The 11,582-nt window shown below is 41.1% G+C and carries 11 protein-coding genes; 1 reads left to right on the top strand and 10 read right to left on the bottom strand.

Annotated elements, in window-relative coordinates; translation table 11 throughout:
• Nucleotides 1-298 precede the first annotated feature (298 nt).
• Nucleotides 299-1,654, bottom strand: a complete 1,356-nt coding sequence (locus E1I69_RS18970) for an MFS transporter (RefSeq protein WP_136381131.1) — start codon at nt 1,652-1,654, stop codon at nt 299-301.
• A 140-nt stretch (nt 1,655-1,794) separates the two neighbouring features.
• On the opposite strand from E1I69_RS18970, the gene E1I69_RS24465 reads away from it, so the two are divergent.
• Nucleotides 1,795-1,971, top strand: a complete 177-nt coding sequence (locus tag E1I69_RS24465) for a hypothetical protein (RefSeq protein ID WP_154670419.1) — start codon at nt 1,795-1,797, stop codon at nt 1,969-1,971.
• A gap of 21 nt (nt 1,972-1,992) precedes the next feature.
• On the opposite strand, the gene E1I69_RS18965 is transcribed toward E1I69_RS24465, so the two are convergent.
• From E1I69_RS18965 to E1I69_RS18925, 9 genes are all read right to left on the bottom strand, one after another.
• Entirely contained in the window at nt 1,993-3,606 is a 1,614-nt protein-coding gene (locus E1I69_RS18965) for an ABC1 kinase family protein (RefSeq protein ID WP_136381130.1), read from the bottom strand.
• Nucleotides 3,607-3,700: 94 nt separating this feature from the next.
• On the bottom strand, nt 3,701-4,909 hold the full coding sequence (gene pobA, locus E1I69_RS18960; protein ID WP_136381129.1) for a 4-hydroxybenzoate 3-monooxygenase: 1,209 nt from the start codon (nt 4,907-4,909) through the stop codon (nt 3,701-3,703).
• Nucleotides 4,910-4,939: 30 nt separating this feature from the next.
• Nucleotides 4,940-5,788, bottom strand: a complete 849-nt coding sequence (locus E1I69_RS18955; protein WP_136381128.1) for an extradiol ring-cleavage dioxygenase — start codon at nt 5,786-5,788, stop codon at nt 4,940-4,942.
• A 119-nt stretch (nt 5,789-5,907) separates the two neighbouring features.
• Nucleotides 5,908-6,090 carry a 4-oxalocrotonate tautomerase gene (locus E1I69_RS18950; RefSeq protein ID WP_136381127.1) on the bottom strand — a complete coding sequence of 61 codons (183 nt, stop codon included), beginning with the start codon at nt 6,088-6,090 and terminating at the stop codon, nt 5,908-5,910.
• A 16-nt stretch (nt 6,091-6,106) separates the two neighbouring features.
• Nucleotides 6,107-6,889 (bottom strand): 2-keto-4-pentenoate hydratase, encoded by a 783-nt coding sequence (locus E1I69_RS18945; protein ID WP_136381126.1) that lies wholly within the window; start codon nt 6,887-6,889, stop codon nt 6,107-6,109.
• A gap of 248 nt (nt 6,890-7,137) precedes the next feature.
• Nucleotides 7,138-8,166, bottom strand: a complete 1,029-nt coding sequence (gene dmpG / locus E1I69_RS18940; RefSeq protein ID WP_136381125.1) for a 4-hydroxy-2-oxovalerate aldolase — start codon at nt 8,164-8,166, stop codon at nt 7,138-7,140.
• A gap of 236 nt (nt 8,167-8,402) precedes the next feature.
• Nucleotides 8,403-9,287 carry an acetaldehyde dehydrogenase (acetylating) gene (locus E1I69_RS18935; protein ID WP_136381124.1) on the bottom strand — a complete coding sequence of 295 codons (885 nt, stop codon included), beginning with the start codon at nt 9,285-9,287 and terminating at the stop codon, nt 8,403-8,405.
• A 21-nt stretch (nt 9,288-9,308) separates the two neighbouring features.
• On the bottom strand, nt 9,309-10,085 hold the full coding sequence (locus tag E1I69_RS18930; RefSeq protein WP_136381123.1) for a 2-keto-4-pentenoate hydratase: 777 nt from the start codon (nt 10,083-10,085) through the stop codon (nt 9,309-9,311).
• Nucleotides 10,086-10,102: 17 nt separating this feature from the next.
• Entirely contained in the window at nt 10,103-11,566 is a 1,464-nt protein-coding gene (locus E1I69_RS18925) for an aldehyde dehydrogenase (RefSeq protein ID WP_136381122.1), read from the bottom strand.
• Nucleotides 11,567-11,582: the final 16 nt, after the last annotated feature.

Genomic DNA, 11,582 nt, shown 5'->3' with positions numbered 1-11,582 from the left:
AGATGTGTATAAGAGACAGGGATTTGAGCTTGATATGTCTTCGAGATGACTGCTCACGGACATTTCATCTAGCTTGTTGAGCAGAATTGTCCACGACAGCACGCCTCAGAGACATTTCGCACAGCATTTGAGCTTGATTTGTCTTCGAGACCTTGCCTCAGAGACATTTCGCACAGGATTTGAACTTGATTTGTCTTCGAGGTCTTGTCTCAGAGACATTTCGCATCAACAAATCAATTATTTTGTCTTTGATAAAAAACAAGCCATAATGCCCCTCGATGCATTATGGCTTGTTCTTTTACCATTGTTCCGTCTTCATTTTTTGATTCGTTACGTAAAACGTTCCCGGAATGATAATCAGGGAAACGGCCAACAATACGATTGCCATCGAATTTTTACTCACATCATTTAACCCGATGGCAAAAACGACACCATATATGCTCGATGCTAGGATGTTTCCGATAAATCTTGAAGTCATCAACAAACCTGACGCAATTCCAGTTTGAGTTACACGAATAAACGTATATAACAGGTTTTGTAAGCTAATATTTATCAGACCGTTACTGATTCCAAACAACGCCAAAACCAGGACAATCCACGGCAACGAGGAATTTTTTGTCGTCATATACAGGAAGACGACCCCTACAATTCCAATCCCCGCGCCAATAAGTAATGGAACCCGGTACCCTGCTCTTTCTGCCCATCTTGTGGCAATTGGTGTTGTAATCATCGCAAATACAGATAACGCCAGCATCATCAATCCTGTATATTCGGAACCCAACTCAATAACCTCCTGTAAATAGATCGGCGTAAACAAAAGAATTGAGAAGAATATCAGTGTTGCTAGGATGTACTGTGCGTAAATGACAGAAATCGTAGGATTCTTTTGCAAAAAGACGACATTGATCAATGGATCTGCTTTCTTTTTTTCATATACATAAAAAAGAATCGACAAACCAATCGATAGAATCAAAGACCACCCATCAAAACCTCCTTCCAATGATAGCAAAAAGACCATCCAACTTGTCATAAAAGCACTGAATAGGATCATACCGACAATATCCCATTTAAATGTGTTCTCTTTAATCGGCTCATCTTTCGGAATATAGAGCCACGTTAAAAGTGCCGATAGAAAAATAACCGGAAGATTGACATAAAATATAACCGGCCAGCCACCATATTGAATCAGTAGACCACTTATCGTCGGTCCAAACGCAGCGGAAGTAGTGGCAAAAACTGCCAATGTACCAATCACCCGATTTTGGTTTTGTTTAATATATAAGCGGACCATGCCTATCCCAGCTGGGTATAGTGCTGAGGTGCCGATTGCTTGAATCAATCTCATGCTTAGAAGCATCATCATGCTATTCGACATTGGCGCTAGGATAGATGATATCAAAACGAGCAATAATCCGATGAGAAATATTCGCTTTCTTCCATAATAATCACTAAGTCTTCCGATGATTGGTAAAAAAATAGCACTCACAATGAAGTAAGAGGCAATTAACCATGAAGTATCAGTTGACGAAAGCTTGAAATCCTGTTGAATCGATGGTAAGGCCACTGTTATCATCGTTGTATTTAGTGGATTTAAAATGGCTCCTAATGCAATTGCGATGATTAATATCGTGGGTTTTTTTACAGTATCAGACATGATGTACTCCCCTTTTACTTAATTTAATTAGTCTATCACACAAACACTTTCCCCGGTGAAAAAACACATCTTCAAGAAAAATGGATAATTTCTTCTTCGTGGCAAAAACTACAAATAGATTAAAGAATTGGGGGATTGATATGTTTAGTAGAGCCACAAAAATCACCACACTGTTTTGGATTGCGATTCTTGGGGTTATTTTAACAACGATCTATACCATTGTAATTATGATTCAAGGTAGTCGAACAATGAAGATGATTCGTTATATGTATAATCAACATAAAAAGCGTGGAGAACAAGGAAATCGCGGGGAATGACCCTCGCGATTTTCGTTTATTTCATTTTCTTTTTTCATGCATGTACTTCAACCATTTTTTCTGTTTATGACTAACCAGAGCATACCCTACCCCTGATATAGCAGTGAGCCCGGCAGTTAGATAAAGCAACATGGAATGCGAAGCAAGAATACTTGCTACAATTCCTGTAAAACCAAATAGAGACAGCAGGAATACATGTTTTTTATTATTTTCATAAATGGTAAATTGAAATTCTCTTCGCTGTTCAACTTCCTTCAAATTTTCTAGTGTATGAGGTAACTGTAAGAAGTCCTGGACTGAATGAAAGATTTTAAATACCGGGAGAGCTTGGATCCAATTCAAAATGAATGACCATTTCTGATTGCCGCTTTTATGTAACCAATTCATAAATACAGGCTTAACAAGATCTACAACCTCTTCCTCAGGGATTAAATGGAGTATAATTCCTTCTATGGCGACAAAAGAGCGACCTAAAAAGACAAATCGTGTTGGGACCTGAATGGGAAGTGCGTGAACTACGTCATTCATTTCACGTTTAAAAGCAATTAGGTCGATTTCCTTTAATTGGGATAAATCAAATGACATCCACTCCTCTAGCAGTTTCTCCATGGTTCTATGGTCAGATTCAGGTAATAAGAATCCCAACTGCGATAAACACTCGACTGCCTTTGAATAATTCTTTGTAAGAAAGCTTTCAACCAATCGTTGAAAGTTGGTAGCATCCTTTTTCGAGATTTCTCCAACCATACCGAAATCGAGTAAAATAATTTTCCCTTCCTTTGATAGAAGGACATTCCCAGGATGTGGGTCTGCATGAAACAAACCAGGCTCTAACCATTGAGGAAGAAAAAGCTCCATCAAACTCTGGGCAAGATGTTTTCGATCCATCGTTTGTAAATTCGCTACGTCTGAAATCTTAATTCCATCCACCCATTCCATAACAAAAACCCTTGATGTACTATACTCAGGATAGACCTTAGGGATGATAACATCGTCATGCTCCTGGAACCGTTCTTTAAAAATTTCAAGGGTGTGCAACTCTTTTGAATAATCCAACTCACGCTCAATCACTTGTTTTATTTCTTTAAACAAAACCTTAAAATTGATAAATCCCTTTGGAACAGGTACAAAATGATCTGCAAACCAAATGATGATGACCAATGTTCGGAAATCTGTTTTAAGTATGGATTGGATATGGGGCCTTTGGACTTTAACGGCAATTTTTTCTCCATTTGTTAGGATTCCCTTATAGACTTCTCCAATCGAAGCCGAAGCAATGGCCTCTTTTTCGATTGATTGTAAAATGCCATAAGTGGAGCTCCCCCACTCCTCTTTCAGAATTTCCTCAATATCCGTCCAATCTGACGAAGGTACTTGATCGGTCAGGTCTTGAATTTGCTTAATAAACGGTTCGGGAAGCAAATCAGCCCTCGTGCTTAGGATTTGTCCAACCTTAATTAATAGGCCTTCCAATTCAAAAAGTGTCTTACGAAACCTTACACCAATATCCGTCCATAGTTTATCCCATTCCTGCTGTGGCTTTTTGCGAAACTTAAACCAATAGATTTTAAGAAAAATCCAAAAAGCCATCGAAAGGACTTTTGACATCCGAATCATCTTATTTCTCGTCTCCATTTAGAACTCACTCATTTCCCCAAACGTTTCCTATAAGAAATATTTCAACATAAAAAGCATTTCTCCTGTAAAAAAGAAATGCTTTTAGGTGTTTTTATATTTGTAGTTTTTCGGCATTGGACTGTATTTCCAGAGGTAAACCTACATAGTTTTCAGCTAGACTTGTCATGGCTGCTCTTGATGAAGTTACATATTCTAATTCTGCTAGCTGGATGCCATGTTCAAAACTACTATGTTCAAAATCCCGATGGAGCATCGTTGTCATCCAATTCGAGAATCGCTGGGCTTTCCAAACCCGTCGCAGGCAAATGTCTGAATAGTGTTCAAGTGTTTCTTCTTTGCCCTCTTTATAGAATTCAGTAATCCCCTTGGCCAACACTTGGATATCAGCAACAGCGAGATTTAGTCCTTTCGCGCCAGTTGGTGGAACAATATGAGCTGAATCTCCTGCTAAGAAAAGGCGACCATATCTCATTGTTTCACAAACGAAGCTTCTCATTGAAACAATATTTTTTTGAATAATGGGACCATCTGTTAGTCTCCATCCGTCCATGTCCACTCTTGCATGGAGTTCTTCCCAAATTCGATCATCAGACCAGTTTTTAATATCATCATTAGGGTCTACTTGAAGATAATAGCGTTGAATTTCAGGAGACCTCGTACTAACTAAAGCAAAGCCTCGTTCATGATTGGAATAGATTAATTCTGGGTTTGCCGGCGGTGCATCCGCTAAAATTCCAAGCCATCCAAATGGATAAACTTTTTGCTTTTCAACTTTTACACGGTCAGGTATGGCTTTTCGACTTGGACCGTGGAAGCCGTCACAACCCGCAATAAAATCGCATTCAATTTCCTCAAGTTCCCGTCCGTCTTCTTGACAAAACTTAATTTTGGGTGTGTCCGTTTCTATTTGATGTAAACTCACATCACTGACATTAAAATAAATCTGTCCTCCCGCATCAAGGCGTGCAGCAACAAGGTCTTTTATGACTTCGTGCTGAGCATACACCATAATTTCCTTTCCACCAGTAAGCTCTTTGAAATCAATGCGATGCCTTTTATTCCTAAATTGCAATTCAATTCCTTCGTGGACATGTCCTTCTCTCATCATCCGCTCTCCGACACCCGTTGCATTCAAGAGGTCAATGGTCCCTTGCTCTAGCACTCCAGCACGAATAGTACCTTCAATATCCTCACGTGAACGTGACTCTAGGATAATTGATTCAATTCCTTCTAATTGTAATAAATGGGACAGCATGAGTCCTGCTGGACCCGCACCTATGATCCCTACTTTAGTTTTCATAGTTTCCCCCCTTTATTTTGGTTCAATGAATTACTTTACATATTCACTTTCTTCTAAATGAGTGACATCTGGGACTTGTCTTAGGCCGAATGTAATAACGGCATTCCAACTTCCAGATGATTGACCATCTGCTAGATAAGCAGGTTCTGCATTTACATCAATGATACTTAAGAGCATGGCAAGGTGACGTCCACCAGATTCTACTCTTGCAAACCGTGCATACTCAGGAAGCATGGCATAAGCCGCCTTGTAGTCTTTTTTCATGACGAATTCAATAAATTGCTTATCCATCGCATGTTCTGTAACGGTTGGTATATTTTGTCTTCCCCTTACTAGATTATGAGATAGGGCTCCGCTTGAAATAAACACAATCTTTTTCTCACTTGCTCGTAAAACTTTACCAATCACTTGCCCCCATTTATACGTTTCTTCAAGGGATGCTGCCAACGTGACTGACAAATTGATGACAGGAATATCCTCATCTGGAACTAGGTAGCGTAATGGAACTACACTACCGTAATCCCAAACAAAATACGGATCATGTACCCCTTGAACTTGAAGACCAGCCTCTTCAGCAGCGCTTACCAATTCTTTCGCTAAATCTTCATCACCGGGATAGTGATAAGGAACATCTTTAATTAAATCCGGTGCTTCAAAGGCCGTTAGAATCCCTTTATGAACGGGCGTGCAATCGACATAATGAAAGAATGTTGATGGCCAGTGGCAAGAAACTAGTACAATGGCATCCGGCTTAATCTCTTTTAGTTTCTTCCCGATTTCGTTCATGGCCGAGGCCATATCCTTTTGGAACTCAGGTACTTGCTCTTCATGGCACATACTTGGAACATGGGGTGCAAGCATGCTAAATTCAATTGTCATCCTAATTCCCTCCTAAAATAAATTAATCCGAAACTATTAAGTTTTTAGCAAACGTTTTCATTTAATGCAAATAAAGGAGGCAAGGATATTCAATCTTGCATCCCCTTTTTAGATAAACTCTATTTTCCAACCGGTTCTCCTGCTTTTCCCCAATGTGTTTTTGGAATTTCGGTTACGAGTACTCGAATGGTTTCCTTATCTGAACCCAGTGTTTCAGATACCGTGTTCGTTACATTGCGAATTAATTCTGCGACTTTCTCCTTCGGTCTGCCTACCATCATTTGCACGTGTATAATTGGCATAAAAACTCTTCCTCTCTTAATCTGTTACTGTGAAACTTACTTCACCAAAGCCATCGAATTTACCGCTTACAACATCACCATGCTTCAACATAACGGCACTTGTAATCCCACCTGATAAAATGATGTCACCTTTGTGAATCTTTCCACCTTTAGCTGCGAGCATATTAGCAAGCATCGCGATTGAATTGGCCGGGTGACCAAGAACTGCAGCTCCTGCACCAAGTTCTTTTATTTCACCATTAATGGACAAGGTAGCACCAACAAGGTCAAGCTCAAATTGTTCAGGCTTCTTCAGTGTGGTTCCTAACACAACCCGTGACGTCGAAGCATTGTCGGCAATTACATCCGGTAAGGTAAACTGGAAATTTTCATAACGGCTATCAATCAACTCGAGTGCCGGTAATACATATTCCGTTTTTGCTAAAACCTGTGCTCCTGTTATACCGGGGCCTTCTATATCCTCGCCAATAACAAACGCAATTTCCGCCTCAACTTTAGGATGAATTTGGTCACTTAGGTGAGCCTTGTCTCCATTTTCAATCAACATATAATCAAACACATAACCGAAAATCGGATCTGTAATTCCCATCTGCTTCATTTTTGCCGGGCTTGTTAACCCCATCTTAGGACCCACAATACGTTTTCCTTCATTTAACTTTATGTTGACGATTTCTTCCTGAACAAGATATGCCTCTTCAACCGTTAAATCCGGTTTTAAATTTGCTGTAACTCTTGTTACCTCGCGTTTTTCAATTTCAGCCGAAACAAGGTATTGGGCAATTTCTTTATATTGACTCATTCGATATCCTCCTTAATCAAATGCGCCTTGGCGTATTTGCGCCCAGATTTTTTAGGCCCACACGAGGTGGGTCACAAAGACGTTGCCACAGGAAGTGGCGTTCTTAGTCTTTGATCTATTGCTCGAAAAATTTCCTTTGAAAATCTGCGGCATCCGCCGGAGGCTTTACTTTATTTAGCCGTGTTATGAACCCCACACAAATTTCATACTCTTTTTACATTAATCATCTATATAACTGGGGCTCAGTTCTAAATAAAGTTAACAGCATGCTTTTTTGCTGCCAATTCTGCTGCTACATCCATGATCATATCTTCTTGACCACCCACCACTTGTCTTCTTCCAAGTTCGATTAAAATCTCGCGCGAGTCAATGTTGAATTTTTTCGCAGCACGCTGAGCAAATAACAGGAAGCTTGAATAGACACCAGCATAGCCAAGAACAAGACTATCTCTTGTAATTTCCTGTGGCTTCTCTAAAATCGGCGCGACCAATTCCTCCGCAATATCCATCATTTTAAACAGATCGACTCCCGTTTTTATCCCCATTTTATCGAGGACGGAAACAAGTACTTCCGTCTGTGTATTACCTGCTCCTGCACCTAGGCAGCGAATACTACCATCAATTCTAGTAGCCCCTTCCTGAATCGCCGCAAGTGTATTGGCCATGGCCAAGGAAAGATTATTATGGGCATGGAAACCAACATTCACCGTTAACGTATCTTTGAGAGCACGAATTCTTTCTGATACTTGATGGGGCAAGAGGGCGCCAGCCGAATCAACGACATAAACGGTATCGGCACCATAGCTCTCCATTAATTTGGCTTGCTCGACTAATTTGGCAGTAGGTGCCATATGGGACATCATAAGAAACCCAACTGTCTCAAGTCCGAGATCCTTTGCTGTAGCGATATGCTGTGGTGATACATCAGCCTCTGTGACGTGTGTTGCAATTCGTGCCATTTTCGCACCTAACTGAGCCGCTTGCTTTAACTCTGGCATTGTTCCAATCCCTGGTAAGAGAAGGACCGCAATTTTCGCATTGTTGACAACAGATGCAGCCGCTTCGATTAACTCCAACTCGTTTGTTAAGGATAGGCCGTATTGCAACGACGATCCTCCTAGCCCATCTCCATGGGATACTTCGATATAAGGAACATTTGCTTCATCCAAAGCCTTAGCAATACTTGTTACCTGCTCAACGGTAAATTGATGCCTAATCGCATGACTGCCATCACGCAATGCGACTTCAGTAATCAATACATCTCTTTCATGGGTCATATCTTGTTTCGCTCCTTTCTTTTTAGAGGAAGTTCATAAAGTCGGTAAAATGACTCATCGAATTTCCGCGTTGGCTTGCTTCTCCGTTCCACACGTATTAACTGCATACGCTCCGGTACTCAAAGCTGCACCGCCTTGAAATTTCGACGCACAGGATGTGCTAGTGTCGGCGTCGCCACAGGACGTGGCGCCTTCGCCGAAGCGGTCCTTTTCACCCTCCTTTTTGAACACATACTTTAAACGGTTACTTTTGAAATTTTATGTTGTGCCCATTCTTCTGCAACTTTCACAGCAGCTGCGGTCATAATATCCAAGTTTCCGGAATACTTCGGTAGATAATCGCCAGCCCCTTCTACTTCAATAAAGACGGTAATCCGGTTATCATCAAAGATTGGCTCTTGTCTTAGTCGGTATCCTGGTACATAGGTTTGAACCTGCTTTTCCATTTCCTTGATAGAAACTGTAATTTCTTCCTGCTGAACGGTTTCCCCCTCGACAATGACATGAATGGTGTCTCGCATGATAATCGGAGGTTCTGCAGGATTTAAAATGATAATCGCTTTTCCTTTTCTTGCGCCGCCAATCCGTTCGATTCCACGGGCAGTTGTTTGCGTAAACTCATCGATATTGGCTCTTGTGCCCGGTCCTGCGCTTTTACTTGAAATCGTTGCGACAATTTCGGCATATTCAACCTGTTGGACGCGATTAATTGCATGAACCATCGGAATCGTTGCTTGACCTCCACATGTAATCAGGTTGATATTCTCTGCTTCCACATGCTCCCCTAGATTCACAGACGGTACAACGAATGGCCCTACTGCTGCGGGCGTTAAATCGAGCACCTGCTTTCCAACGTCTTTTAATAGTTTGGCATGACGGATATGAGCTTTCGCACTTGTTGCATCAAACACAATATCAGCGAGTTCAGGTCTTTCTAAAAACCCGTTAATTCCAGTGTCAATCGTTTCAAACCCGTGCTCGCGAGCTTTTTTTAATCCATCTGACTCTGGTTCAATTCCAATCACAGTCGTTAATTCAAGTATGTTAGACCTACGAAGTTTTAGCATTAGATCTGTCCCAATATTTCCTGAGCCAAGAACGGCTACTTTTACTTTTGACATCTATTTCTTCCCTCCCTTTTTTTAAAAACGAACGCTCACTTGACCAATATGGGCAAATCGTGCAGTGAATGAATCCCCTTCATGTGCCTCTATTGCCGCTGACAAGGCACCTGATAAAATAACCTCTCCTGCTCGAAGTGGTATATCAAATTCAGAAAGCTTATTCGCTAACCAAGCAACACAGTTTGCCGGATTTCCCAATGCAGCTGCACCAACACCCGTGTTAACCAGGTCGCCGTTTTTTGAAAGAGTCATGCCGATTAATTCGAGATCAATATCTTCTATCTTGGTTGGTTTTCCGCCAAGCACATAAAAACCAGAAGATGCATTATCGGCAACCGTGTCAGCAAGCTTAATCTTCCAATCTTTTACTCTACTATCAACGATTTCTAAGGCTGGAACGATATACTCGGTTGCTTGAAGGACATCAAGCGTGGTCACATTTGGTCCACGTAAATCCTTCTTTAAAATAAATGCAATTTCACCTTCCACTTTAGGCTGCAATACTTTTTCAATCGAAATCTTTCCACCATTTTCGACTACCATACTGTCCAATAAGTGGCCGTAATCTGGTTCATCCACCCCTAACAGATTCTGCATTGCTAATGAGGTTAAACCGATTTTTTTCCCGACAATTTTTTGTCCTTCTGCTACCCTTTTTTTAATATTTTCAAGTTGAATATAATAAGCATCTTTGACTGTTAGCTCTGCATCTACTGAAGTTGGGGCTTCGATTCCAATACGAGTAGATTCTGCTTCAGCTAGTTTCATAGAAAATTGCTCGATTTTATTTGACACGTTCACAACACCCTTCTTTATAGTTTGATTGTGATATTGGATAATTCTGAGTAGAAGTCAAGACTATGCATTCCACCCGTTCTGCCGATCCCACTATGCTTCATCCCACCAAATGGTGTACGAAGATCACGCAAGAACCATGTGTTGACCCAAATAATTCCAGCTTCAATTTGGTGAGCTACACGGTGAGCACGTCGAAGATCATTCGTCCAAATGGTTGCACTTAAACCATAATGCGTATCATTTGCCTGCATGATGACTTCTTCTTCCATATCAAATGGTGTAACCGTCACAACAGGTCCAAAGATTTCTTCACGCACACAACGAGAGTTTCGATCCAACCCTGTAATAATCGTAGGCTCTAGAAAATAACCTTCGTCTAATCCTTCAGGTCGTTTTCCGCCTGTTAAAAAATTCCCGCCATCATTGCGGGCAATCTCCAGATAGCTATTCACACGATCATAATGTTCCTTACTGATTAATGCTCCGACATTGGTATCTGCGTTTTCCGGTTTACCTACTTTTAATGCCTTCACTTTCTTAGTGAACTTGTCTAAGAACTCTTCATAAATTGGACGTTCAACATAAATTCTCGAACCGCACAGACACACTTCACCTTGGTTGATAAAGCTTGATTTAATCGTCGTTTCAATAACCTCCTCAAGGTCGGAGTCCGCGAAAATAATATTAGGATTTTTCCCACCAAGCTCGAAGGATAATTTCTTCAATGAGGTAGAGGCCGCTCTCATAATCGCGGATCCCGTACCCGGTTCACCGATGAAGGAAATCGCATCTACATCTGGATGCTCAGAAATGGCACTTCCTGCAGAGTTAGTTCCAAAACCATGAACTAAATTGACAACCCCGTCCGGAACTCCAGCTTCTTTACAAATCTCCATCAAAACAGTGGCAGTCATGGGTGTCCATTCAGCTGGTTTGATAACAGCGGTATTCCCCATTGCTAGACAAGGGGCTAGTTTCCAAGTAAGGAGCAGTAACGGTAGGTTCCATGGCTTGATAATCCCAACCACCCCAACAGGACGACGATGGGTATAATGCAAGGCTTTATCGTCCTGCAGATTCGCATCCGTGTTCACCGAAACCATAAAATCAGCAAAAAAATGGAAGTTATAGGCTGCACGTGGAATATCAACACTATTTGCTAACCAGAATGGCTTCCCTGTATCCAAAGATTCAAGGCGTGCAAGTTCCTCTTGTCTTTCAAGGATTAAATCTCCAATCCGACGAAGGATTTTCGAACGCTCCTCAACAGTTGTGTTTTTCCAGTTTCCATTTAAAGCTCTTCTGGCAGCAGCAACAGCAAAATTAACCTCTTCTTTCCCACCCTCTGCAACTGTTCCTAGAACCTCTTCAGTGGCTGGATTGATATTAGCAAATGTTTTTTGATTCTGTGATTCAACAAATTGTCCATTAATAAAATGTAAACAATTTATTGCTTGTACTCTTGTTTCAACATGCATGAAACAATTCCTCCTT

This window comes from Bacillus timonensis, assembly GCF_004799755.1.
Lineage (GTDB): Bacteria > Bacillota > Bacilli > Bacillales > Bacillaceae_L > Ferdinandcohnia > Ferdinandcohnia timonensis_A.
This window is presented reverse-complemented; position numbering and strand designations above follow the sequence as displayed.

What these genes read in the sequence shown, in the direction of transcription:
- E1I69_RS18970 (WP_136381131.1), bottom strand. Translation starts at nt 1,654, where the DNA reads ATGTCTGATACTGTAAAAAAACCCACGATATTAATCATCGCAATTGCA.
- E1I69_RS24465 (WP_154670419.1), top strand. Translation starts at nt 1,795, where the DNA reads ATGTTTAGTAGAGCCACAAAAATCACCACACTGTTTTGGATTGCGATT.
- E1I69_RS18965 (WP_136381130.1), bottom strand. Translation starts at nt 3,606, where the DNA reads ATGGAGACGAGAAATAAGATGATTCGGATGTCAAAAGTCCTTTCGATG.
- pobA (WP_136381129.1), bottom strand. Translation starts at nt 4,909, where the DNA reads ATGAAAACTAAAGTAGGGATCATAGGTGCGGGTCCAGCAGGACTCATG.
- E1I69_RS18955 (WP_136381128.1), bottom strand. Translation starts at nt 5,788, where the DNA reads ATGACAATTGAATTTAGCATGCTTGCACCCCATGTTCCAAGTATGTGC.
- E1I69_RS18950 (WP_136381127.1), bottom strand. Translation starts at nt 6,090, where the DNA reads ATGCCAATTATACACGTGCAAATGATGGTAGGCAGACCGAAGGAGAAA.
- E1I69_RS18945 (WP_136381126.1), bottom strand. Translation starts at nt 6,889, where the DNA reads ATGAGTCAATATAAAGAAATTGCCCAATACCTTGTTTCGGCTGAAATT.
- dmpG (WP_136381125.1), bottom strand. Translation starts at nt 8,166, where the DNA reads ATGACCCATGAAAGAGATGTATTGATTACTGAAGTCGCATTGCGTGAT.
- E1I69_RS18935 (WP_136381124.1), bottom strand. Translation starts at nt 9,287, where the DNA reads ATGTCAAAAGTAAAAGTAGCCGTTCTTGGCTCAGGAAATATTGGGACA.
- E1I69_RS18925 (WP_136381122.1), bottom strand. Translation starts at nt 11,566, where the DNA reads ATGCATGTTGAAACAAGAGTACAAGCAATAAATTGTTTACATTTTATT.